We start from the raw sequence: 23,839 nt of genomic DNA on the forward strand, positions 1-23,839 counted from the left end.
TGAACGGGCGTCGCCGTCAAGATCGGCCCACAGGTTACCCACAGCAAACTACGTGGACTTCTTATCGAGGATGCTTTCGAGGACCTCGGCAGCGTCCCAGCTCACGACCTTCCGACCGAGGTACACGTCCTGGGTCATCGACGGCTTCGCATGGCCCAACTGATCCGCGATCTTGCGAGCACTGAGCCCGGCATCGTCCAGCACGGTCGCCGCCGTCTTGCGGAAGACGTGGGACGTCACCCATTCGAACCCCTCGGTGCCACGTGCCTCCCGGAGCGCCCGCAGAGTGTTGGACGGGTCGCGGAGGTTCCCGTCCTGGTTCGCGAAGACCGGGCTAGCAGGCGGCCGCCCAGCCTCCTTGGCCGCGTCGTGCCGCGTCTGGAGCATGTCCACGGTCCACGATGGCAGCGGCAGAACACGCTCACCCGCAGCGGTCTTCGTCGGCTTGCGTTTGAGCCCCTGACCCTTGACCCGTACGACGGTGTACTTGATGTCCACGAACGAGTTGGCCAGGTCTACGTCCTCCCAGTACAGCGCAAGCGCCTCACCAATCCGAACACCGGTCGCCATCAGGAACCGCGACAGATCAGGCAAGTCCCATCGAACGGCCTTCTCGTCTGCTTCCAGCTGGGCGAGCCACTGCTGACGTTCCTCGAACGTCAACGCACGCGGACCGCTCGCCTTCCCGTTGCCGAGCATTGCCTGCCCCCAATGGTTGCTACAAGCACTACGACAACGCCGCCAGACGGTCAGAGTTCTGCAGGATCGACGCTGATTGAACCGGAAGAGGCAGGTGGTATGGGCGGGGTGTGGCGCGCCACCGTGGCACCTGCGCGGTGGGCCGTCGCCGAGGACGACCCGTGCGGGACATACCGACACGGGATCGTCGTGCTTCTCGGCTCGACGGCACTGCTGTTGGCCGTGATGAGTAGCAGGCTCGCCTCCTGTTCACGTGGTCTCCATCAGTAGGTGATCTCCCAGCCGGCCGGTCCGCCGTAGTAGCTGTGGCCGTGGTTATCGAAGATCAGCGTTCCGCCCTGCGGTTGGCTCACGCCGGTTTGCAGGGTGACTTCGTAGGTCTGGTTCTGTCCGAAGCTCCATGGGTCACTGCCTACATCGGCCAGGCAGTAGATCAGGTACCCGCCGCCGGGTGGTTCGCGGCTGACGCCGTCGTGCGAGAGCTCCTTGAAGCTGGCGCCGGCGAACAGCTCTGTGAGCCAGTCCTCCGTTTCGGGATCGTTGCCGGTCTCCACAAGGAAGTCGAGCGCCAGGATGTTGTCCGGGTTCTCGCCACCCAAGGCTATCTCGGGGTCGCAGGCCGGGTTGGGCCGGAGGCCGGTGAGCGTAAAGGTGGCGTCGCCGGCCGGGCCGAGCGCGGAGGGGAGGGTGAACGGCTCGCCCACGGAGAGGGGAACGTGGCCGCGCTTGTTGGTGTCCCATGGCTCGATGATTTCTTCTGGCCCGCTGGCGGGTGGTGGTGCTTGTGGTGCCGCTGCGGGCTGCGGCTGCTGCTGGCGCCCGCCGGTGGTGTCGGTGTCGCTGCACGCGACCGCGCCGAGGCCCGCAACGGAGGCGAGCGCCAACGCGGCCATGATCTTTCGCATGGCTAGCTCCAGGTTCGGAAGTGATCGGTGCAATTTTTCTCGGGTGAGAAACCAAATGTCACGCGCAATTTAGGGCATCGTCAATGCATGAAGTGCTACGAATTTGTGGACCCTTAACTCGCTTCCGTGTGCGGGGGCTTGCCGGGCAGGTCGGTTCGACCTCGAGGTCGAGGACGACACGCACTCGGGGTGGATTGGGTGTTCGGTGAGCTTGCCGATGTTCGCCCACACGCAGATGTGTCCACGCTGATCGTCCGACCGAGCGGGCCGCGCGGCGTCGACCCGCTAGGGATTCGCTCGTAGCAGGGCGAACGAGGTCGTCCGGCGGCTGGCTCTGATCATCGCGGACCTTGGCTGCCGCGACCGGCCGCGCAGCCACTCGTCGTGGAGTGATCACCACCTATAACACAGGGGTACGCAAGTTCCGGGAAAGCCGGCCCGCCGAGCGGCTGTCCCACGCCGAGGCCCACGGCTGCTGCTCAAGCGAGTTTCGACATCAACGACAGCGGTGAAACTCGTTGAAACTAACCGTGTGTGATCTCGTCAGTGTCCCAGTCTGTAATTCGGTTGGGGATGGGCAGATCGTGCTTGCCGACTGACCGGACGAGCGTCAACGCGCGCCGGGCCTCTGCTCGAGACCCCACGAGGGCGGGGAACGAGAACAACCACGCTCCCGTTGGGACCGCCAGCGGACTCAGCTGCCATACCGCCACTGTGTCAGCGCCTGCCTCGTCGGCTCCCACTGCTACGAGGGAGCTCCCCGGAGCCCATGCCTCGGCATCGACCCCCGCAAGTATGGTCTCCAACTCCAACGACGATTCCGTCGCCGCATCTACCACGATGGCCCCTGTCCAGTCCTGAGCATGATCGCTCCGTACTCACAGATGTCGTCGAAAGTCCAGATGTCGTCGAAAGTCGTCCACCGTTACGACACCCGCTGTAACGCATCGATAACCGACGCATCACGGACAGCCTGTTCCTGTAGGTCGCACTCGACGTAGCGGCACCAGCGGCGGATCCACTTGGTGGCGCGGGCGCTTCACCAGCTGGTACGGCTGTTGGTGCCGACTGGACTAGTCCATTCGAGGGAAACATCAGCGTTGTGAAGCGATCCGTGGCGGTCGTTTTGTCAGCGATTGGCTTGCATCCATCTGCGGATACTTGTCGGCTCAAGATCAACGTGCGCTTTCTGGTTGCCGATTCACCACGTATAACCCCGTTACGCGGAGCCCGAGTTCATCGATGGACCCCGCGATTGCAGCGAACAAGATCGCCGCAAACCATCTTTGGGGAACTTCATGACATCCGTCCTCCTGGCTGAGTCAGGTGACCATCACGATCGGACGGCGGTGACAGCCGACTCCGTGGCAGTGGTCGGCCTCGGATATGTCGGACTGCCCACGGCTCTGGCCCTCGCCGAGTCTGGCCGCCCGGTCATCGGATTCGAGATCTCGGAAGCGCGGCTTGCCGACATCAAGGCCGGCCGCGCTGACCTCCTTCCGGCCGATCACGAGCGCTTGTCACGACATCTCGGCGGTCAGCTGGAGATCACCAGCGAGCAGTCTCAGTTGGCCGCGGTGGCCTCGATCATTGTGTGTGTGCCGACGCCGGTGGACGAGCACCTCGTGCCGGACCTCAGCGCCCTGCAGGGCGCCTGCACCATGGTCGCCGAGACCGCGGTGCAGGGACAGACAATCGTTCTCACGTCCACCACGTATGTCGGTTCCACTCGCGAATTGCTGGTAGGTGCCTTGGAGGCGCGGGAGCTGTTCGTCGGCCGGGACGTCTTCGTGGCGTTCAGCCCCGAGCGCATTGACCCCGGCGACGCCAGCCACACCCCCGAGCGCACACCTCGTGTGGTGGGTGGTGTGACTGAGGAGTGCACCCGTCGTGCGGTGGACTTGCTGGCCGACTGGACGCCGGTCGTGCACGTGGTGTCTTCACCGGAGGCGGCGGAGGCCACGAAATTGCTCGAGAACACCTTTCGGGCAGTCAACATCGCGTTCGCCAACGAGTTCGCGTCGGCGGTGCGTGCGCTGAACCTCGACCCGATGGAGGTCATCGCGGCCGCGTCCACGAAGCCGTATGGATTCATGCCCTTCTACCCCGGCCCAGGCGTGGGTGGGCACTGCATTCCGTGCGACCCGCACTACCTGCTCTGGGACCTGCGGCGGCGACGAGTCGGTTCGCCTGTGATCGAAGCTGCGATGACATCGATCGCGCACCGCCCGCTGCATGTCGTCCGGAGGGCTCAGGAGGTGCTGGCTGAGCACAGCACCCCGCTTGTTGGTGCGAAGATTCTTCTGGTCGGCGTGACCTACAAGCCGGGCGTGGCCGACGTGCGGGAATCACCGGCCCTGGAGATCATCGCCGAACTCGTTCGGCGCGGGGCCGACGTGCACTACACCGACCCGCACGTGGACCAGATCCACATCGGTGAACGCACCTTGACGGCAGAGGCACCGCAGGGTCCGTGGGACCTGGTCATCGTGCACACCGCGCATCCCGGTCTGGATCTGGGCTGGCTGGCCGATGAGCCGGTGGTCCTGGACACCACCTACCGCCTTCCACTCCCGCACCGCCAGGTGCTCTGACCTCCGAAGGAGAATCCCATGTACGAAAACCGCACCCTTGCCGCCACAGGCCTCGGGTTCACCGTCCTCGGCTTCAACCTGACTTTGGGCTGGATCGTCGCGGGCGCCTTCGTGATCATCGTGCTGGGCGTCGTGCTGCTCCGCCTGAGCACTCGTCACCGCCGCTATCAGACACCCGGCCAGTGAGCATGAACCGTAAAGTCCTCGCGGGGGCAGTCGGCGGCATTGGCGTCGCCGTCTGGGCGGTGACCTACCACCTGATCATGAACCAGCCGCACGACAAAATCATGGTCGGGATCTATCTGTTCAACGCCGCGCTTGTCAGCTTCTACGTGTGGGCAGTGGCATTCAGCCGCAACTACAACAAGTTGCCGGTAGCGCGGGGACGCGTCGTGGCGATCGTCCCCGCGTACAACGAAGAGCCAGAACTTCTGCGCAACGCGATCACAGCGCTGCTCAACCAGACCGTCCTACCGGACGAGATCCACGTCATGGACGACGGATCGACCCCTACCGTCGAGCCGATGATCGAACATGAACGTGTCTATTGGCACCGACAGCCCAACCAGGGCAAGCGGCACGCCCAAGCCAACGTGTTGCGCACCTTGGACCGCCGCGACTGGGACTACATCTTCACCGTCGACTCGGACTCGGTTCCTGAACCCGATGCACTGGAGTATCTGCTGCGTGCGATGAGCCGGCCGAAGGTGCAAGCCGCGACGGGACTCATCCTTACCCGCAACTGGCGTCAGAACTTCCTCACACGGGTCAGCGACATGAACATTGGCACGTCGTGCCTGATGATACGCACCTCGCGCTCGGCGTTGGGGGCGGTGGAGACGACATCGGGAGCTCTTGCCCTGTATCGCGCGGAAGTCATCTTCGACAATCTCCCCGACTACCTCGTCTCCGGCACGAACGGTGATGACCGTCGACTGACGATGTACGCGTCACTGCGTGGAGACGTGGTCGTCGTCAACGAGGCCATGGTGCACAGCGCGATGCCGGAGACCGTGAAGGGCCTCTTCCGGCAGCGGCTTCGGTGGGGCAAGTCAGCGTGGCAAGCCTTCCCATTCACGGTGACCAACCTGGCGATCCACAAGATCTTGTTCCCCGTGCTGGCCGTTGCGCAGTGGGTGATGCTGCCGATCATGATGGGGTGGATGGCGCTCGCCGTGATCGGCGAGCGGCTACACGCCGATGCGACCCTGCTGGCCTTCTGCGCCTACGTCCTCATCCGCTACACGGAGACGGGCATGTATGTCTTACTCCGACCCGGGATGCATTGGTTCACCAAGCTGTGGACATGGATCCTGCTCACTCCCGCCGAACTGGTCGTCAAGCTCGCGATCATCTACCCCGCCAAGTACTACGCCATCCTCAAACTGCGCGACCGGGGATGGCATACGCGCAGCGGTTCAGTGACAACTCAGCTTGCGCACGCCGAGAAAGAGCCCACGCGGGCTCTGCCTCCTGCCGACCCGGCGGGTCTACCGACGCGCGTAGTGGCGGCTGCCGAGCACGTCACCGAGCAAACTCGCATTCTTCCTGCGGTGGGGCAGTTGCCGAAGCACGCACGAGTCTAACGGCGCTCCGAGTGTGCACCACCTGCGCCGGCACCTTACGTTCGGTGCCGTCGGCAGTGCCAGTAGACGCGGGACGCCGCCGTGTCTGCCGTCCACGTCGGCGCGCTCTCCTGCCTCTGGTGCCTGCTCCGGTTGTGCGCTCGCGCGGCCTTTTCTACGATGACGGTGGATCTTGACGCGGTTCTGCCAGTAGCCGCCTTTGTACTCGCGGGTGAGCGCGTTGGCCTGTCGTCGCGCCGCCCTCGCTGCGAACGGAGGCTTGGCATGACCGCCGCCCTGACCGGCCTGTCGGCCGCTTGTCGTCGTCGTATCGAGAAGTTCCCCGCGGCGACCCGGGGACCACATGAACGATGAACCGGATCCCGCGCTCGCGTTCGACCTCGCCTTCGAGACGGCCGCCGCACGTGGCCTGCGCCGCTACGTGTGGCTGGTCGCCCAGGAACTCGGCCTGCGCGGCAGTCCGTATTACCTGCAGTTGGACACCCCGTTGAGCGCTTATGTGGCACTGGATCGCCGCATCCGCGAGCTGCCCACCAGCGACCTGGCGCTGACCTGGGACGAGCGGGAGGGCTGGACCCTGGCGGTGGAGTCCGTCTGCGGGGATGACCTGCTGCCGCTCGCCTACCTCCGCGCGGACCTGCTGCCGGCGCCGCACGTCGTCGCCGCATTCGCGCGCCGGCCCCTCGCCGGCCCAGAGGAACTCTTGCCACGGCCGCGCGGTGGCACGTCCGGCATCCTCGACCGGCTCGCCGCCTACGCCCTGCCTCCGGTCGACGGGGAACCCGGCCGTTGACCACTCGCATCGCCACTCGCGTTCCCCGGCAGGAGGGTTGATCGCCGATGACCCATGTGCCCGGTGCCGGCGTCGGTCACTGTCACCTCCCGCAGGCGCGGACGTGGAGCGACCCGGCTCTGCACATCGCCGCCCGTGAGGTGAAGCCCGGAGTGGTGTTGCTCGCCGCGCACGGGGAGCTCGACCTGCAGACCTCGCGGCTGCTCACACAGGCGCTGCTGGCACACGCGAGCGTCCAGGTCATCCTCGATCTGGCCGGCATCACCTTCTGTGATGTCGCCGGCGCGCGTGTGCTCGAAGCGGTCGGCGTTCGTCAGGGTTACCTCGCCGTTGTGGTGAGCACGGCGGTGCGGCTGGTGCTGGACGCCACCGGCATCGCCCCGTCGGTGCGCCAGTACGCATGGCTCGCGCACGCCCTCGCCGAAACCTGAGTCGAAGCCGCCCAGTTTTGGGAACATCGGCACGCTCAACCGCGTTGGTCAGAACGCCAGGCGCGAAACCTGGGCCTTGCGTGACAGCAGAGTGTTGCGGAGGTGATGATGGTGGCACTGCCTGCAGTTCGGTCGTCAAGCGCGATGGACCGCTGGGACCCGTTCCGTGAGTTCGAGGACCTCTACAGCCGGATGAATCGCTTGCTGGAGTCCGTCGCGGGGCGGTTCGACCCCGAGTGGCGCGCGTGGTCGCCGATGGCCGATGTGTCCGAGACCGACGATGCCTACCTGGTGGAGATCGAGGTTCCCGGCATCAAACGGGAGGACATCGCGGTCGACCTGGTCGGCCGCGAGCTGACCGTTACGGGTGAGCGCAAGGAGACGGAGCGCCAAGGCTGGTTCCGCCACCGCACGCGCAGGACGGGTCAGTTCCGCTACAGCGTGACGCTGCCGCACGACGTCGACGCCGACCGGATCGACGCGAGCCTCGTCGACGGTGTGCTGACCGTGCGCGCACCGAAGAGCGACACCGCCAAACCGCGGCGGATCACCGTTTCCGGAGGCTGAGTTCGGGCGGGCGCGGCTTGCCGGGCCGCGCCCGCCTGTCCGGTTCACACCCGCCGTGTCGGCGGCGGCTGTGCGGAAGCCATGATCGTTGTGGCGACTCGTGGGAGAACCCGTGAACGCTGCCGAGCTGACCCTTGCCCAGGAACTCGCCGAGGTATCTCGGTTGGTGGAGGACGACGATGTGGCCAGTGCGCTGCAGCGGTTCCTGGAGCGGATCACCCGCACGGTGCCCGGTTGTGATCGCGCGGCCGTCGCGGTGCGAGAGCGCCGCGTCGAGTTCGTCGCCGCGCACGGACCCCGGGCCGGCGAGGTGACCGGGCTGCCGTCGCAGGACGGACCGATCGCCGAGGCGCTGCAGTTCCGGGAGCCGCGCTACCTGGCCGACACCCGCACTGATGCACGGTGGCCCGGGCTCGGTCGCCGCCTGGCCGAGGCGGGCTGCCGCAGTTGCCTGGTGCTGCCGCTGCCACGGCAGCGCACGCCGGCCGCCGCCCTGGTGCTGTATGCGCGGCAACCGCAGTGCTTCGGAGACACGGCACAGGACGTCGCGCTGCTGCTGGCCCTGCATGCGGGCGTGGTGTTCGACAACGCGCAGCTGTTCCACGACAGTCGGCGGCTCATCGACCAGCTCAACGCCGCGTTGCGCACCCGGCAGCTCATCGGGCAGGCGCAGGGGTTGCTGATGCGTCAGCTGAACTGCGACCAGGAGCGTGGGTTCGCCTTGCTCAAGGGCGCTTCGCAGAACACCAACACCAAACTGCGCGATGTGGCCTCGGCGCTGGTCGCCGCACACGACAACGGGGAACTGCCCGCGATGATCACCAAGTTCGGTGTCGACGATGCGGCGCCGTGACTCAGGAACTGCGCTGCCGTCTCCCGTGCGGGTGAGGAACGCCGCCTGCTCCGTCCACTCCAGACGCGTTCCGGGACCCGCGCCTCGCGGCTCCGCTGTCGCCGGTCATCCCCTATGGACAGAAGCCCGGCTCGTTCTGGCGTCACCTCGATGTAGCACGACCGGTACTCGAGCTCGTCGGCAGTAACATCCGCGGTCCTTACGGGTGCTGCGCTCCCCCGCGCGGTCGACGTTCACGACGCCGTGGCGCTTGGCAGCAACTCCGGGCAACCTTCGGAGATGTACCGGCGGTCGTACTCGAAATGCCAGTACTCGTTGTCGTACCGGCGGCACCAGCCAGCCGTGCGGCCGTGCGTCTGCACCCACTGCGCCGAGGCGTAGGGCTGCACGTCCACGGCGATTCCCTTGACGTGCATGGACTTCTCGGGTGGCAGTACGTACCGGGAGGCCAGTTCAGCCGTGCCGAACCGCCGGACGGCGTCGTCGAACTCCTGCTGTTGCTGTCGCGCGCTGCGTTTGCCGTCGTTGAGGCACAGGTGAATGCCTTGCCGCGCCGCGGCGGTTCGCAGGCGGTTCCACGCGGCGAGCACGTCGGCACGAAGGCCCCGCGGCGGCTCGTCGACATAGCGATCATCCGGTGCGCAGGCCGGTCCGGTGTCCGCGCCCACCACCTCGTCGAGCAGGACCGCCGGCTGCCCCGCGACCTGCTCGTAGGCCAAGGCCCACCTCCCGGCCGCGCCCAGTGTGGCCACGCCCGTCACCGCGAGCGCCACGGCCCCCATCGCGACGAACGCCCAGCGCCTCGAAGCGGACGCGCGCACGGCGTCATTCACCGGGCGCCAGCGTGGCAGCGAGGATGCGGGCGGTGTCGGCGATCAGCACGTCGTCCCACGCCGCGTCCTGCACGTGCTTGGTGGTCAGCACGCTCAGCACGATCGGGGTCCCGGTGCCGGTCCACGCGATGCCGACGTCGTTCGCCGTGCCGTAGGACCCGGAACCGGTCTTGTCTCCGAGCTCCCAGTGCTGTGGCAGACCGGCGCCGAACCGTTGAGCGCTCGTGGTGTTGGCCTTGAGCCACCCGGTCAGCCGGTCGCGGTCGCCGGGGCGGAGCGGGTGGCCGAGCACCAGGCGCGCGTAGTCGCGTCCGATCGCGCCCGGTGTGGTGGTGTCGCGCGGGTCGTCGGGGATTGCGGTGTTCAGCTCGGTCTCGTACCGGTCCAGTCGCGTCCACTGGTCGCCGATCGAACGGCAGAACGCCGTGACGCCGCCCGGGCCGCCGATCCGCCGCAGCAGCAGGTTCCCCGCGGTGTTGTCGCTGTAGCAGATCGCCGCGGCGCACAGGTCCCCGACGCGCATACCCGTGCCGACGTGGTCCTCGGTGATCGGAGAACCGTCCACCAGGTCGGCTCCGGTGTAGCGGACCAGCTGGTCGAGGTAGGCGGCGTCGCGGTCGCGCAGGATGGCCGCGGCCGCGAGCGGCTTGAACGTCGAGCACATCGGGAATCGTTCCCACGCGCGGTAGGCCACCGTGGCCCCGGTATCGGTGTTGAGGGCGTAGACCCCGAGCCGCGCGTCGTGCGCGCGTTCCAGCGCGCGCAACCGCTGGTGGACCGGCCGCAGCGCTGCCGACGCGGGCCGCTCGGTGAGGGAACCGGCGGTCAGCAGGGCACCCGCGGACACGGCAACACCGGCACGCAGGAGGGAACGACGGGACAGGGGACGGGGCATCAACGACTCCAGGGTGGTCTCGAGAGGTTCGGACCAAGCAAAGCAGCGCCACGACACTCATGTCCAAGAGCTATCCGTGAAGCACCCATACCCTTTTGATATGCATGGGGGATGGACCTGGTCGCACATCTCGAGGCGTACGTCGCCGTGGCCGAGGAGGGCAGCTTCTCCAAGGCCGCCGACGCGCTCTACCTCGCACAGCCGGTGCTCAGCCGGCGGATCAAGGTCCTCGAACAGCATCTCGGCGGCGAGCTCTTCGACCGGTCCCGGCGGCAGATCACCAGCACGGACCTTGGCGTCCAGCTGCTGCCGTACGCCAAGGACGTGCTGAGTCGCATCGACCACCTCCGGCAGGTGGCCAGGACAGCGCTGGCCTCGGCCGCGCACACAGTGGGCGTGCCGCCGGACTCCGATCCCGCCGCGCTGGCGCGCGTCATCCGCGCCGGAACGCAGCGCGGCGTGACGATCAGCGTGCGGGAGCTGCCCGCCGACGACCGGGCGAGCGGCCTGGCGGACGGCTCGCTGGCGTTCGCGTTGCTGCGGGTGGCGCCGGAAACCGCGTCCTACCGGGTGCCGCTCGGTCTCGCGACGGCACGTCCGTGGGGGCGCCGGTCCGTGCATCTGGACAGCCTGCGGCCCCGGCGCGGTGCGGGCGACGACCCGCCGCCGATCCTGATCACCGCCGAGGACGACGTCGGGTTCGCGGCGGAGCGGTTCGACAAGGCGGCCGCGCGAGCGGGCTTGGCGGCGGGCCGCGTGCGTCGTGGCGAGGCGACCGCCACCGCGGTGGCCGAGACCCTCGCGGGGCGCGCCGGGCTGCTGTGCACCAAGCCGTTCGCGCTCCGCCACGGCCTCGCGTGGGCACCGCTGGCCGACTCGGCATTGCACCGGGGGTACGAGCCGGCAACGGCACCTCGCGCGGCCGCCGCGCTCGACTGGCTGGCACCGCTGGTCGCCGACGCGATCGGCGCTGCCGGCACGAGTCGTGGCCCGGCCGTGGCGGACGGACCCGACCCGCGGGCCCGATTGGCGACGCGCGGATGACGCCCGACCGTCCGGCCTACGTGGCGGCCACCGCCGACCAACTCGCCGTCGCCGAGTCGATCGCCGAGCAGTGGCAGCGCGTGGGCGCCGTCGGGCACTTCCTCGCCCGCAACATCGACACCGGCGAGGAGCTCGGCTTCGACATCGACACACCCGTGCCGTTGGCGTCGGTCGTGAAGGTTCCGCTGGCGCTGGTCACACTGGACCGGGTCGCCGCGGGCGAGCTCGACGCGGCCATGCCGGTGACCATCGACCCGGACGGCAAGAGCATCGGCCCGACCGGAGTGTCCGCCTTCCGGTATCCCGCGACGCTGGCCGTCGGCGACCTGCTCTACCAGATGCTGACCGTCAGCGACAACGCCGGCGCCGACGCCTTGCTCGACCTTGTGGGCGGCGCTGACGCGGTCGACGAGCAACTGCGTGCCTGGGGCTGCCCGGGAATCCGCGTGCGACACCGTCTGCAGCGGATGTACGAGTGCGCTGCCGGGGTCGCCGGCGACGACTTCGGCCTCGCGCTGGAACTGGCCATCCGGGACGACGCGGCCGGGCAGCACTCCATCGAGACCCTGGATCCCGCCTACGCGAACGCCGCCAGCGCGGCGGCTCTCGTCGAGTTGCTCGAGCGAGTGTGGCTCGACCGGATCTCCAGGCCCGAGGCCACCGCCGAGCTGCGGCGGCTGATGGCCCTCCAGGTCTTCACCCAGCGGCTGTCGAGCGATCTGCGCTCGGACACGGTGCGCGTGAGCGGCAAGACCGGCACGTTCCTGTACCTGCGGCACGAGATCGGCGTGGTGATACCGGAAACCGGCGACCGCGTGGCGATCGCGGCGCTGACCCGCTCCCATCGCCGGGCCAACATCGCCCACGACATCGACCTGGCGATCGGTGCCGCCGCGCGCTCCGCGTTCGAGAGCCTGCGCCGTTAGCGATACCAGGCCCGCACGCCGATCAGGCCCGTGCTGCCGACGTCGATGTGCAGGCCGTCCTCGTAGCCCCCCGTGAGCTCCACCGGCTGCCACGGCCTGCCCTCCACCGGCGCGACCGACAGCGTGTCCCCGACCGCCGGTGTGCCGGCGCTGGTGTTGGTGTTGCGCCACATCAGGTTGGTCCGGGCGACCTCGCCCGCCCGCAAGGTCAGTGCTCGTGGTGGAGCGTCGAAGCCGTCGACCGTCGCGATCCCCGCGGAGCCGTGCTCGACGCGCACGTCCATCGGCTTGCCTGCCTCGTCGAGGAGGCGCAGCTGGGGGTAGCCCTCGAGCTGGTACGGCCGGTCACCGCAGTTGGTCAGCGTGAGGCCCAGCACTCGCAGACCCATCGCCGCCTCGTCGATGCCGACCGTGACCCGGACCCCGGTCTCCGGGCACGCCTCGGCCGGCGGTGTCGGCACCGGAGTCCGGACCGGGTCGATCGGTTCCGGTGCGGAGGTGCACGCCCCGGCGATCAGCAGTGTCAGCAGCCCGTACCCCCAGCGACGTTTCACCGGGCCATTGTCTCCCTGCGCACGCGGGTCCTAGCCGGCGGAGGCGACCTTGCGGACTTCCACGAGGTTGTCGGAGTAGACCCCGGCGTTGCCGAGTGTGCAGTGCCGGTCGGCGGTGATCGAGTTGACCGTCGACCCGCTCGCTTTGTTCTGCCAGTGTCCCACGTTGGCCATGACGACTCCGGGGATGAGGCCGTCGTCCAGCACAGCGGGTCCTTCGAACCCGCCACGGTCGTTGAACACCCGCACCACGTCGCCCGCGGCGACGTCCCGTTCGGCGGCGTCGGCCGGATGCAGGAACACCCGTTGCTCGCCCTGCACCGACTTCTTGTCCTCGGCGTTGCCGTACTGGCTGTTGAGGAACGCGTGCGGCTTGGGTGAGACGATGCTCAGCGGGTACTTCTTCGCCAGCTCCGGGCTCGAGTCGGGCGACTCGAACGGCGGAACGTAGTCCGGCAGCGGGTCGACGGGGTCGCCGGGCTGCATCCCGTCGTACATCGAGCGCCACACGGGGACGACGAAGTTGCCGTTCTCCGCCAGTGAGGACTTGAATTCGCACTTGCCCGACGGCGTCGGGAAATTGCCCTCCGCGTGCGGCGCGCGGGTGTCCGGGCTGCCGACGTTCAGCCGTGCCCAGCCGGTCTCCTTCAGCTGCTCGAAGGTGATGCCCTGCAGCGCCGGGGCGTCCCAGTCGTGGAAGTCGAGGAGCATCTGCTCGTCGGTGCGGTCCCAGTAGTCGTCGTCGAAGCCCATCGTCTTCGCCAGCCGTCGGAACAGCTCGACGTTCGGGACGCACTCGCCGGGCGGCTCGATGGCGGGCTGGTTCAGCGAGATGTAGAGGTGGCCCCAGGTGACCATGATGTCGAGCTGCTCCGCCTGCATCGTGGCGGGCAGCACGAGGTCGGCGAATCTGGCGGTGTCGGTGATGAAGTGCTCGCTGACCACGGTGAACAGGTCCTCGCGCCGCAGGCCCGCCATGATCTTCGCCTGAGCCGGGGCCTGGGACACCGGGTTCGAGTTGTAGACGAACAGCGACATGATCGGCGGATCGAGGTCCAGCTCACCGGTCAGCGCCATGCCGAGGTCGAGCTCGTTGACCACCCGCGTTCCTTCGGGAATCCACTCGGGCATGCAGATCTTGTCGAACCTGGTGGGGAACTCCCAGATCGGCATCTCCATCGTGCCGCCGCCGACATGCCGCCACGCGCCGACCAACGCGGGAAGGCAGGTGATGGCGCGGATGGCCTGGCCGCCGCCTCGGCTGCGTTCCAGCGCGACACCCTGCCGGATGGCGGCGGGCTGGGTAGTCGCGTACTCGCGGGCGAGGGTCCGGATGTCCTCGGCCGGGATGCCGGTGATCTCCTCGACGCGCTCGGGCGGGTACTTCGCGGCGCGTTCGGCGAGTTCGTCGAAACCGACCGTGTACCGCTCGACGTAGTCGGTGTCGGTGAGTCCCTGGGCGATGATCTCGTGGATCAGTCCCATGGCCAGTGCGCCGTCCGTGCCCGGCCGGATGGGGATGTGCCAGTCGGCCTGGCGGGCCGTGCGGGTCCGCACCGGGTCGATCACGACGATCTTGGCGCCGTTCTCCTTGCGCGCCTGGAGCAGGAACGGCCAGCCGTGCAGGTTCGTACTGGTCATGTTCATGCCCCACACGATGATGTACTTCGAGTGGGCCATCGATTCGATGTCGAGTCCGCCGGTGCCGCCGACGGTCATGTGCCACGCCGTCGAGGAACCCGACTCGCAGTAGGTCTTCTCCGCGACCGACGCCCCGAGGCGGTTGAAGAAGGCGTCGCCGGAGGTCAGCCCGTTCAGCACGCCCTGATGTCCGAGGTAGGCGTGCGGCATGATCGCCTGGCTGCCGTACTGCTCGATGATCGACGTCCAGCGCTGCTTGATCTCCGCCAGCGCCTCGTCCCAGGTGATGCGCTCGAATTCCCCGGCGCCTTTCGCGCCGACCCGCCGCATCGGGTAGAGCAGGCGGTCGGACTGGTAATGGTGCTCGGGAAAGTTCTTGAGCTTCACGCACAGGCCACCCTTGGTCATCGGATGGTCCGGGTCGCCCTTGACATCGACGAGCTTGCCGTCCTTGACGTGGTAGAGCATCGCGCACGTATCCGGACAGTCGTGCGGACACGCGCCACGGACGATCTTCAGTTCGGTGCCGGCGCTACCGGCCTCGGTCGTGAGCGTCATCAGGTGGACTCCTCCGAGAGGCGCGGACATTCGTTGCCCATCGGCCGGAGAGCCGAATGAGCACTCTCAGGAAGCTCCTGTGCGATTACGTGGCCATTGCTCCGGGATGAAGGAATGTAACCTCACGGATTGTCACGCGACGCTGCGTCGTTCGGGTTATCGGCGGTGAATGGGGGTAAAAGGAAACAGGGTGAAGCGCGGGTATTTCGCGTGGGTAAAGCGGCGAGAATTGCTGGGTCAGCGCGACCGCAGCCCACGCAGCAGCCGGACCGGCAGGCTCCACCGAGCCGGGCGGGCGACCTCACCGGTCAGGTTCTCCTCGGCCCGGTCCAGCAGGTCCTCCAGCAGCGCGTCGTGCAGCGGGCGGTACAGCAGCGGCCACGTCAGCCGCGCCTTTCCGTGGACGCGCATGGCGATCAGGTGCCGGAGCACCGAGCCGTCGCCGTCCGGCAGCGCGGTGAACTCGTGGAAGCCGTCGAACCCGCCGGGTGGGTCGAACGAGGACAGCGTTTCCACGGCGGCATCGGCCGGCCGGCGACGGCGCACGGCAGCGGGGATCCGCGGCAGCAGCCGCATCGACCCCGCGTACGGCGCGAGCTCTGCCCGCGAGCGCGGGAATGCCGCTGGGCAGGCGCGGGGCTACGCCCCGGCAGCGCAGCACGTAGTCGCGCACCAGGTTCTCTCGTCCTGCTGCCCGAGGTGCCCGAGGCGCAGCTGCGCTCGGCCGCGCTCGACGCCGCGTGCGCCGCCTTGGGCCTGCCCCCGGAACAGGCGTAGCGGAAAGCGATTTCCCACCACCGCGTCCTGTGTGGACTCGGTTGGCGTTGAAAGACCTCTCAGGACGGCGTTTCTAGTCTGACCGCCGCCGTTGCGCGCACTGGTGTGCAACGCCCGGACACAGGTCGTCTCCGGGACGCGCTACGTCGACGGTTACGAGGCAGAGCGGTGCTGATCCGGCGGAGGAAGGGCGTCGGCGGTACACCACGTCGAAGCTGTGCAACGTGCTCACCGCGTACGAGATGGACCAGGTGTTCGGAGGCGGCGGGCGGATCAGTGCCAACGCGTTCGACCCCGCCTTCATGCCGGGTACCGGACTGGCGCGGAACTACAAGCCCGTGTTCCGGTTCGCGTGGAAGTACTTGATGTCGGCACTGACGCTGTTGCCACGCAACTTCCACACGACGCGCACGTCCGCCCGGGGCGCTGGCCTACCTCGTCGCGGATCCGGAACTCGACGGCGTCAGCGACAAGTACTTCCAGGGCCGCCGGCAGATCCGGTCGTCGGCGGAGTCGTACGACTGGGGCAAGGCCGCCGGGCTCTGGCGCAGCAGCGCGGAACTGGTCGGGACGGCCGAACTCGTCGACGGCCGGTGACCGGAATGGCGGACACGGCGACGGGAATGGCCGACACGGTGACCGGAGCGGCAGACACGGCTACCGGAATGGCGGACACGGCGACGGGAACGGCAGACACGGCGACGGGAACGGCGGACACGGCTACCTGGGCGGCGGACACGGCGACCGGAGCGGCGGACACGGCTACCGGTCAGGGAGGGCGTCCAGCTTGCGTTCCAGCAGCGCCCGCTCACGCTCGTTGCCGCACAGCTTCGCGGCGCGTTCGAGTTCCGTGCGTGCCTCGCCGGGACGGCCCATACGGGTGAGCAGTTCCCCGCGCACGCTCGGCAGCAGGTGCGAGCCGGCCAGTGACCCGGCGGCCACCAGGTCGTCCACGATCGGCAGTGCCGCCGCCGGGCCGTGGGCCATCGAGACGGCCACGGCCCGGTTGAGGTCGACCACGGGCGACGGCGCGAGCCGGCCGAGCGCCTCGTAGAGCAGCACGATGCGTTCCCAGTTCGTCGCCTCGACCGACGGGGCCACGGCGTGGCACTCGGCGATCGCCGCCTGCAGGCCGTAGGCGCCCAGGCCGCGCCCGAGCTGCGTCGCCCGCTCCAGCGCGGCCCGGCCCCGGCGGATGGCCGCGCGGTCCCAGCGGCGACGGTCCTGGTGCTCCAGCAGCACCGGCTCGCCGTCCGGCCCGGTCCGAGCCGGAAACCGCGCCGCGGTCAGCTCGAGCAGAGCCAGCAGGCCGTGGACCTCGGGTGCGTTGGGCACCAGCCGGGTCAGCACGCGCGCGAGGCGCTGTGCCTCACCGGCGAGGTCACGCCGGATCAGATCGTCACCCGAGCTGGCCGTGGAGCCTTCCGTGAAGATCAGGTAGACGACGTTGAGCACCGATCCGAGCCGTTCGGCACGCTGCTCGGGCGGTGGCACCTCGAAGGGCACCCGCGTTGCTCCCAGCGTCTTTTTCGCCCGGGTGATGCGCGCCTGCACGGTGGCGGTCGGCACGAGGAACGCCTTGGCGATCTCGTCGCTCGTCAGACCGCCGACCACGCGCAGCGTCAACGCGATCCGCGCCTCCCGCGACAACACCGGGTGGCACGAGATGAACATCAACGCGAGCACGTCGTCGTCGATCTGGTCGGGGTCCCACAGCACGTCGTCGCCATCCCGGGCCGGGTCGGCCGGCGCGCTGCCGGTGACCACGCCGCCCTCGCCCAGGTCGTGAGCCAAGGCCGCGTACTTCTCGTCGAGCGCGGAGCGTCTGCGGAACGTGTCGATCGCGCGCCGTCTGCCGACGGTGAGCAGCCACCCGGCGGGGTTGCGCGGCACGCCCTCACGCGGCCAGTTCACAAGTGCCTCGGCCAGCGCCTCCTGGGCGAGGTCCTCGGCCAGCGCGAAATCGCCGGTGTAGCGCGCGAGCGCACCGACGATCCGCGCCGACTCGATCCGCCAGACGGCGGCGACCGACTCGCGGCCGCCGCCGCCCGCCGTTCCGGCTACAGCTGGCCGGTCGCCTCGCGCCACGCGCGCTCCTTCTGAATCCACTCGTTGTCCTGCGGGAACTCGTCGATGGTGGTGACGCGGCGGATCTCGGTCTTGAAGCCGGGGCCCGCGGCGGGCAGCCGCTTGGCCCACTCGACGGCCTCCTCCTTGGAGGCGACGTTGAGGATGTAGAAGCCGCCGAAGAGCTCCTTGGTCTCGCCGTACGGGCCGTCGCTGACCACCGGCGGGTCGGCCGAGTAGTCCACGACCACGCCCTCCTCCGCGTCGTCGAGCCCCTCGGCCGCGAGCAGCACGCCTGCCCGGATCAGCTCGTCGTTGAACCGGCCGACGGTCTCGATCATCTTGTCGTGGTCTACCTCGCCCATGGCGGCGTAGGCCTCGTCGGTCGCGCGCATGATCAGCATGTACTTCACGGTCGTTCTCCCAGGTTTCCGGCTCCCCTCGGAGCCTCTCACCCCAAGGTCGAACGGGGAACGCCGCCGATCGACACGCGCGCGAAGTTTTTTTTGGACGGCTTTCCGGCCGGAACGACGAAGGCCCGGCCACCTCTGGGCGGCCGGGCCTTGGTCATCACACCCTGCGGTGCTTACTTCGCTTCGTAGTACGCCTTCTCGATGCGCTCACCGATGTTGGCGTCGACGTTGCGCCAGTACTCGAACGCGCGGGAGAGCACCGGCTCCACCACGCCGTCGGCGAGGTGACCGGCGACCGTCTGCACCAGACGCTCCCGCTGGGCGTCGTCGAACACCTCGCGGACCAGCGTGCCCGCCTGGGAGAAGTCGTCGTCCTCCGGGTGCAGGCTGTACGCGCTGCGCACCATCTCGCCGTCGGCCTCCCAGCCGTCCTCGACCGGGCCGGTCTCGTCGGCGTACGGGCGGCCGTAGGAGTTGGGCGCGTAGACCGGTGCCGTGCCGCTGTGCTCGAAGGTCATGTGCCCGTCGAAGGTGTAGGAGTTCACCGGCACCTTCGGCTTGTTCACCGGCAGCTGCAGGTAGTTCGTGCCGATGCGGGCGCGCTGGGCGTCGGCGTAGGCGAAGACCCGGCCGAGCAGCATCTTGTCGGGCGAGACACCGATGCCGGGCACGAGGTTCGACGGCGCGAACGCCGCCTGCTCGATCTCGGCGAAGAAGTTCTCCGGGTTCCGGTTCAGCGTCATGGTCCCGACCTTGATGAGCGGGTAGTCCTTGTGGGACCACACCTTGGTCAGGTCGAACGGGTTGACCCGGTAGGTCTTCGCCTCGGCGTAGGGCATCACCTGGACATACAGCGTCCAGCTCGGGTACTCGCCGCGCGCGATGGCCTCGGCGAGGTCACGCCGGTGGTACTCGGCGTCCTTGCCGGCGAGCCGCTCGGCCTCCTCGCCCGACATCGACTCCACGCCCTGGTTGCTCAGGAAGTGGTACTTCACCCAGAACTTCTCGCCCTCGGCGTTGATCCACATGTAGGTGTGGGAGCCGTAGCCGTTCATGTGCCGCCACGTCTTGGGCAGGCCGCGGTCGCCCATGAGGTAGGTGACCTGGTGGGCCGACTCGGGGTTGAGGGTCCAGAAGTCCCACTGCATGTTGTGGTCGCGCAGACCCGTGCCGGGCATGCGCTTCTGCGAGCGGATGAAGTGCGGGAACTTCATCGGGTCACGCAGGAAGAACACCGGCGTGTTGTTGCCGACGATGTCGTAGTTGCCCTCGGTGGTGTAGAACTTCAGCGCGAATCCGCGGACGTCGCGCCAGGTGTCGGGCGAGCCCTGCTCCCCGGCGACGGTGGAGAAGCGGGCGAGCATCTCGGTGGTGGCGCCCTTCTGGAACAGGGCGGCCTTGGTGTAGCGGGAGACGTCCTCGGTGGTCTCGAACACGCCGAACGCGCCCGCGCCCTTGGCGTGCGGGTTGCGCTCCGGGACGCGCTCGCGGTTGAAGTGCGCGAGGGTCTCGACGAGCCGGACGTCGTGCAGCAGCAACGGTCCGTTGCTGCCGATGCTCAGCGAGTTGCGGTCGCTGACGGCCGGGGCGCCGCTGTCCAGCGTCGAGGCCGTGTGGTCGCTTGCTCCCTGGGTGTGGGTCAAGGCGATCTCCTTCTAGGTTCCGGGTGTGGATTGGCAACGGGGGCAGTAGCCCCAGTAGAGGACCTCCGCCGTCTCGACGCGGAAGCCGTGGTCGTCGCTCGGTTGCAGGCACGGTGCGGCGCCGATGGCGCAGGAGACATCGACGACGGCACCGCAACCGCGGCAGACGAGGTGGTGGTGGTTGTCGCCCGCGGCGACCTCGTACCGCGCGGGCGATCCCGCGGGCTCGAGCCGTCGGACGATCCCCGCGTCCGTGAACGCGTGGAGGATGTCGTACACCGCCTGGGTCGACACATTCCCGAGCCGGTCGCTCACCCCGGCCCGAATCGACTCCGCATCGGAGTGGGGCGTTGCCTCCACCTCGGCGAGCACGGCCAGGCGGGGGCGGGTGACCCGCAGCTTCGCCTGCCGGAGCATCTCGAGGTGGGTGGTTGACACGTCTACGACGGTACGCCTTTTCTGGATTGATTCCAGAAAACTGCCGAGTGAGTCGCGCCACTCGGCGCTGACCAGTGGTTTTGCTTCCGGATGGTCAGAGCGGCCCGAACATCGTGTGCGGGTCCGCGTCGGGGTCGAGCTCCGCGGGGACGTCCGGCAGCTCGCGCTCCTCGTACCGGAAGTGCGACTCCATGATCGGCGCGATGCCGTCCACGTGGGACATCAACTCGGACGCAGGCACCGACCGGTCGAGCGCCTGCTCCAGCTGCCCCAGCAGCAGGGCGACCAGCTGGTGGTCCTCCGCGAGCTTCGCGATCGTGTGCCGCAGGGCCGGATAGCGCACGGACAGCTCCATGCTTGACGCGGTCCGCCACCGGCACGCGACGCTGCGCTCGCCCTATCCCGCTGCCCGGAGCGCCGGGAGCACCTCCTTGCTCAGCAGCTCGACCGACCGCAGCGCGTGCTCCACGGGCATCCCGGCCCAGTGCGTGCGCAGGATCAGGTGGTCGGCACCCAGCTCGTCGCGCCACGGCAGCAGGGCACGGACGCAGTCTTCCGGAGAGCCCACCACGAACCGTTGCCGTGCGAGGTCCTCATACGGCATGTCGAACGACTCGCGGTCCGGCATCACGCGGTCCTGGCCCCAGCGGGCGTACGTGCGGTACTTGCCCACGAGGTAGGGGCCGGCCAGCTCGATGGCGGTCGCGCGATCCTTCGCGCAGAAGATCTCTCGCATCGCGGGTTGCTCCGCGGGCGCCGGCCGGCCGTGTGCTGCCGCCTCGGCCCGGAACAGCTCCGTCTGCCTGCGCACCGTGTCAATCGTCGCGTGCGGGTTGATCATCCACGTACCGGTCAGCCGCGCGGCGCGGCGTACCGCACCGTCGCTGTTGGCCGCCATCCAGAGGGCCGGCCCGGGCCGCTGCACGGGCAGCACGCCCAGCCGCGCGCCGTCGAGCCGGCACCACGGCAGGTCGGCGTCCACGGCCTCGCCCGCCCACAGCCGCGTCACGATGTCGAGATTCGCCTCGAACCGCCGCACCTTCTCCTCGGGTGGCACGCCGAACGCCGCGTACTCGACCTCCCGGTAGCCGAGGCCGACCCCGAAGATCAGCCGCCCGCCGGTGACGACATCGAGCGCGGCGTAGTTCTCCGCCACGTCGACCGGGTTCTGCAGAGCGAGCAGCAGAATGCCCACGCCGACGCGAAGATCACCCGCCTCGGCCGCCAGCCGCGCCAGGTACGGCAACGGCTGGATGTGCGTGACACCCTCGCTCAGGTAGTGCTGCCCCGCGAACACCGAGTCCCAGCCACCGTCGCGGGCCGCTCGCAAAAGGCTCAGCTGCTCGGCCAGCGCCTGCCGCTGGTCGGTGCCGGGCTCCTGCTGGTTGGTCAGGAAGATGCCGAACCGCACGATCTCACCTCGCCGCTCTGGCCAGCGTGGCCCTCGCCCTGTTGACGATGGGCGGATCGACCAGCTTGCCGTCCAGCAACACCACGGACTCCCCTCGCCGAGCCGCGTCGTCGAACGCGGCGAGTACCGCGTTCGCGTGTTCGGTCTCCGCCTCGGTGGGGGTGAACACGCGGTGCACCCCGGCGAGCTGGGCGGGGTGCACGCACGCCTTGCCCCCGAAGCCGAGCGAGCGGGCCAGCCGCGCCTCGGCCTCCAGCGCCGCGTCGTCGTGCACGTCGAGGTGGACGACGTCGAACGGCGGCCGGATGCCGGCGGCGACCGAAGCGAACACCAGCGTGGAGCGGGCGTGCAGCAGCTCCTGACCGTCGGCCCTGACCTCGAGGTTCGCCTCGGCCGCCAGGTCGGCACCGCCGAGCATCAGTGCGGCCACCCGGGGGTGTGCCGCCGTCTCGTAGGCATCCCGCACCCCGGCGGCAGTCTCGACGAGCGCGATCACCGGGAGGCCCTCGTCGCCGAGCGCGGTGAGCGCCGAGGGCGTCGCCTTCGGCACCATGAGCCCGTCGGGTGCGATCTCGGCCAGCGCGGCGAGGTCGGCCTCGGCCCACTCGGTGCCCGGCGCGTTGATCCGCACGAAACGCAGCGCCCGGCCCCGCTGGCGCGCGAACACCTTGGCGATGGTGTCCCTCGCCGCCTCTTTCTCGGCGGGAGGCACCGCGTCCTCGAGGTCGGCGACCACGAGATCGGCGGCCGAGTCCAGTGCCTTGGCAAGCTTGAGCTCGTCCTTGCCGGGCGCGAACAGCAGCGAGCGCACGGCCTCCAGCGGAAGTGTCATCCCCGCACCGCCGAGAGGAAACCGAGCCCGGACTGCTGTCCGAGCGTGGTCACCGCGTCCTCGAGTCCGCGCACGTCGTCCGCCCGCAGGGCGAGCCCGGCGTTGGCGCGGTACTTGCCGCGGACGTCGTCCTCGGTCAGCGGGTTCTCCGTGCTGCCCCGCTGGTACCGGAGTTCGGCCTCGAACGTCCGGCCGTCGGCGGTCTCGACCCGCACCCCGCCGCCGAACGCGTCGGGCCGCGGCGAGTACTCGCGGGTCTCGTAGCCCACCCGCGGGGTCAGCGCGAGCACCGCCTCGTCGGTGATCGCGTCGGCGGTGAAGCTGGCGACCTCGACACTGCCGCGCACGAGCAGGCTCGCGAGGCAGTAGGGCAGGCTGAACTTCGCGTCGTAGGGCGTGCGCGGCCGCACCTTGTCCGCGGCCGGTTCGAGCACCAGGTCCACGCCGGTCTTGTCGGTGTAGGCGACGATGCGCGCCACCTCATCCGGCCGGATCGGGTTCTCCCGGAGCACCTTGGCGAGCGCGTCCACGGGCGCGTGCGTGTAGTGGCAGGCCGGGTAGGGCTTGTAGGCGATCTGCGGTGTGTTCCACTCGGAACCGAGGCCGGCGAGCCCGGGCGCCAGGTCCACCTCCACGCCCGCGAGGTAGGTGGCGTAGAAGCCGCGCCTGCCTTCGAAGACGGTCGCCGGTCCGGTGGCGCCGTGCGCGGCGAGCCGGGCCGCGGTGATGCCGGCCTGCGCGGCCCATCCCGGGTGCAGTCGCTTCGTGTCGGCTCCGTCGGCGAGGAACTCGAGCAGTCCCGACGCCATGCTGCCCGCGATGCCGAGCGCGTGCGCCGTGGCGGCCGCGTCCAGTCCGCGCGCGCGGGCCGCGGCGGCCGTCGCGCCGAATACCCCGCATACCCCGCTCGGGTGCAGGCCCCTGGCGTGGAAGACACCGCCCGCCGCGGCCCCGACGCGCGTGGAGACCTCGTTGCCCGCGACCACCGCGGCGAGCACGGTCGCGCCGTCGGCACCCGCCGCCTCACCGGCCGCGAGCGCGGCAGGCGTCACCGCGGCGCTCACGTGCACCACGGACTCGGCATGGGTGTCGTCGAAGTCGAGGGCGTGGCAGAGCACGCCGTTGACGAACGCCGCCTCGGCGGCGGGCAGCCCGTGTACCACCCCGATCCCCGTGGCAGGCCCGGTGCCCGCGCCCTCCTCCGCGCCGGAGACCACATAGGACGCCTCGGCCAGTGCCGAGGCGGCCAGTCCGCAGCCCAGGGTGTCGAGCACGTGCAGGCAGGCGGTCTCCGTGACCTCCTGTGGCAGCTTTTCCGCCCGCAGCCCCGAGGCGAACTCGGCGAATCGCTGTGCGGCCGTCTGTGTCGTCGTTGTCAT

At 69.0% G+C, this 23,839-nt stretch carries 25 protein-coding genes; 9 read left to right on the forward strand and 16 right to left on the reverse strand.

All coding sequences use genetic code 11. The annotated features are described in order from the left end of the window. Positions 1-48 precede the first annotated feature (48 nt). The 3 genes from ACFSZT_RS05410 to ACFSZT_RS05420 form a co-directional block, all read right to left on the reverse strand. Positions 49-699, reverse strand: coding sequence for a site-specific integrase (locus tag ACFSZT_RS05410; RefSeq protein ID WP_377390040.1), 651 nt, complete (start codon positions 697-699; stop codon positions 49-51). Positions 700-962: 263 nt separating this feature from the next. Beyond that, the gene (locus tag ACFSZT_RS05415) at positions 963-1,604 is read right to left on the reverse strand and encodes a hypothetical protein (RefSeq protein ID WP_377390041.1); all 642 of its coding nucleotides are present in this window, start codon (positions 1,602-1,604) and stop codon (positions 963-965) included. A 524-nt stretch (positions 1,605-2,128) separates the two neighbouring features. After that, positions 2,129-2,443: a DUF6218 family protein gene (locus ACFSZT_RS05420; RefSeq protein WP_377390043.1), complete on the reverse strand. Its 315-nt coding sequence runs from the start codon at positions 2,441-2,443 to the stop codon at positions 2,129-2,131. 525 nt (positions 2,444-2,968) lie between these two features. Between ACFSZT_RS05420 and ACFSZT_RS05425 the strand changes: the two genes are divergently transcribed. The 7 genes from ACFSZT_RS05425 (at position 2,969) to ACFSZT_RS05455 (ending at position 8,428) form a co-directional block, all read left to right on the forward strand. Beyond that, positions 2,969-4,198, forward strand: a complete 1,230-nt coding sequence (locus tag ACFSZT_RS05425; RefSeq protein ID WP_377390045.1) for a nucleotide sugar dehydrogenase — start codon at positions 2,969-2,971, stop codon at positions 4,196-4,198. 18 nt (positions 4,199-4,216) lie between these two features. After that, a complete protein-coding gene (locus ACFSZT_RS05430) occupies positions 4,217-4,384 on the forward strand; it encodes a hypothetical protein (RefSeq protein WP_377390047.1) in 168 nt (55 codons plus the stop codon). 2 nt (positions 4,385-4,386) lie between these two features. Beyond that, positions 4,387-5,784, forward strand: coding sequence for a glycosyltransferase family 2 protein (locus tag ACFSZT_RS05435; protein WP_377390168.1), 1,398 nt, complete (start codon positions 4,387-4,389; stop codon positions 5,782-5,784). Positions 5,785-6,127: 343 nt separating this feature from the next. Next, on the forward strand, positions 6,128-6,577 hold the full coding sequence (locus ACFSZT_RS05440) for a DUF6292 family protein (protein ID WP_377390049.1): 450 nt from the start codon (positions 6,128-6,130) through the stop codon (positions 6,575-6,577). Positions 6,578-6,624: 47 nt separating this feature from the next. Then, positions 6,625-7,008: an STAS domain-containing protein gene (locus ACFSZT_RS05445; protein WP_377390051.1), complete on the forward strand. Its 384-nt coding sequence runs from the start codon at positions 6,625-6,627 to the stop codon at positions 7,006-7,008. Positions 7,009-7,152: 144 nt separating this feature from the next. Beyond that, positions 7,153-7,575 (forward strand): Hsp20/alpha crystallin family protein, encoded by a 423-nt coding sequence (locus tag ACFSZT_RS05450; protein ID WP_377390053.1) that lies wholly within the window; start codon positions 7,153-7,155, stop codon positions 7,573-7,575. Between the two features lie 112 nt (positions 7,576-7,687). Continuing rightward, positions 7,688-8,428: an ANTAR domain-containing protein gene (locus ACFSZT_RS05455; RefSeq protein ID WP_377390055.1), complete on the forward strand. Its 741-nt coding sequence runs from the start codon at positions 7,688-7,690 to the stop codon at positions 8,426-8,428. 233 nt (positions 8,429-8,661) lie between these two features. On the opposite strand, the gene ACFSZT_RS05460 is transcribed toward ACFSZT_RS05455, so the two are convergent. Together ACFSZT_RS05460 and bla are read right to left on the reverse strand one after the other, a co-directional pair. Continuing rightward, complete coding sequence (locus tag ACFSZT_RS05460) at positions 8,662-9,261, reverse strand: D-alanyl-D-alanine carboxypeptidase family protein (RefSeq protein WP_377390057.1); 600 nt, start codon at positions 9,259-9,261, stop codon at positions 8,662-8,664. Continuing rightward, on the reverse strand, positions 9,254-10,156 hold the full coding sequence (gene bla, locus ACFSZT_RS05465) for a class A beta-lactamase (protein ID WP_377390059.1): 903 nt from the start codon (positions 10,154-10,156) through the stop codon (positions 9,254-9,256). Before bla ends, ACFSZT_RS05460 begins: the two co-directional genes overlap by 8 nt. Before the next feature lie 111 nt (positions 10,157-10,267). On the opposite strand from bla, the gene ACFSZT_RS05470 reads away from it, so the two are divergent. Further along, positions 10,268-11,200 carry a LysR family transcriptional regulator gene (locus ACFSZT_RS05470; RefSeq protein WP_377390061.1) on the forward strand — a complete coding sequence of 311 codons (933 nt, stop codon included), beginning with the start codon at positions 10,268-10,270 and terminating at the stop codon, positions 11,198-11,200. Continuing rightward, complete coding sequence (locus tag ACFSZT_RS05475) at positions 11,197-12,126, forward strand: serine hydrolase (protein ID WP_377390063.1); 930 nt, start codon at positions 11,197-11,199, stop codon at positions 12,124-12,126. Before ACFSZT_RS05470 ends, ACFSZT_RS05475 begins: the two co-directional genes overlap by 4 nt. On the opposite strand, the gene ACFSZT_RS05480 is transcribed toward ACFSZT_RS05475, so the two are convergent. The 11 genes from ACFSZT_RS05480 to ACFSZT_RS05530 form a co-directional block, all read right to left on the reverse strand. Further along, entirely contained in the window at positions 12,123-12,680 is a 558-nt protein-coding gene (locus ACFSZT_RS05480; protein WP_377390065.1) for a DUF4232 domain-containing protein, read from the reverse strand. The genes ACFSZT_RS05475 and ACFSZT_RS05480 overlap by 4 nt on opposite strands. Positions 12,681-12,710: 30 nt before the next feature. Continuing rightward, positions 12,711-14,879 carry a molybdopterin-containing oxidoreductase family protein gene (locus ACFSZT_RS05485; RefSeq protein ID WP_377390067.1) on the reverse strand — a complete coding sequence of 723 codons (2,169 nt, stop codon included), beginning with the start codon at positions 14,877-14,879 and terminating at the stop codon, positions 12,711-12,713. Positions 14,880-15,116: 237 nt separating this feature from the next. After that, positions 15,117-15,455, reverse strand: a complete 339-nt coding sequence (locus tag ACFSZT_RS05490; protein ID WP_377390069.1) for a hypothetical protein — start codon at positions 15,453-15,455, stop codon at positions 15,117-15,119. A 963-nt stretch (positions 15,456-16,418) separates the two neighbouring features. Further along, positions 16,419-17,744 (reverse strand): RNA polymerase sigma factor, encoded by a 1,326-nt coding sequence (locus ACFSZT_RS05495; protein ID WP_377390071.1) that lies wholly within the window; start codon positions 17,742-17,744, stop codon positions 16,419-16,421. Then, a complete protein-coding gene (locus tag ACFSZT_RS05500; protein WP_377390073.1) occupies positions 17,717-18,136 on the reverse strand; it encodes a YciI family protein in 420 nt (139 codons plus the stop codon). Before ACFSZT_RS05500 ends, ACFSZT_RS05495 begins: the two co-directional genes overlap by 28 nt. Before the next feature lie 173 nt (positions 18,137-18,309). Continuing rightward, positions 18,310-19,779: a catalase gene (locus tag ACFSZT_RS05505; RefSeq protein ID WP_377390075.1), complete on the reverse strand. Its 1,470-nt coding sequence runs from the start codon at positions 19,777-19,779 to the stop codon at positions 18,310-18,312. A 12-nt stretch (positions 19,780-19,791) separates the two neighbouring features. Continuing rightward, positions 19,792-20,196, reverse strand: coding sequence for a Fur family transcriptional regulator (locus ACFSZT_RS05510; protein WP_377390170.1), 405 nt, complete (start codon positions 20,194-20,196; stop codon positions 19,792-19,794). A gap of 115 nt (positions 20,197-20,311) precedes the next feature. Then, positions 20,312-20,572, reverse strand: a complete 261-nt coding sequence (locus ACFSZT_RS05515) for a hypothetical protein (RefSeq protein ID WP_377390077.1) — start codon at positions 20,570-20,572, stop codon at positions 20,312-20,314. Between the two features lie 42 nt (positions 20,573-20,614). After that, on the reverse strand, positions 20,615-21,628 hold the full coding sequence (locus ACFSZT_RS05520) for an LLM class flavin-dependent oxidoreductase (RefSeq protein ID WP_377390079.1): 1,014 nt from the start codon (positions 21,626-21,628) through the stop codon (positions 20,615-20,617). Positions 21,629-21,632: 4 nt separating this feature from the next. Continuing rightward, positions 21,633-22,460, reverse strand: coding sequence for an HpcH/HpaI aldolase/citrate lyase family protein (locus ACFSZT_RS05525; RefSeq protein WP_377390081.1), 828 nt, complete (start codon positions 22,458-22,460; stop codon positions 21,633-21,635). Continuing rightward, positions 22,457-23,839, reverse strand: coding sequence for an MmgE/PrpD family protein (locus ACFSZT_RS05530; RefSeq protein ID WP_377390083.1), 1,383 nt, complete (start codon positions 23,837-23,839; stop codon positions 22,457-22,459). Before ACFSZT_RS05530 ends, ACFSZT_RS05525 begins: the two co-directional genes overlap by 4 nt.

This window comes from Prauserella oleivorans, from assembly GCF_042685745.1.
GTDB lineage: Bacteria > Actinomycetota > Actinomycetes > Mycobacteriales > Pseudonocardiaceae > Prauserella_A > Prauserella_A oleivorans.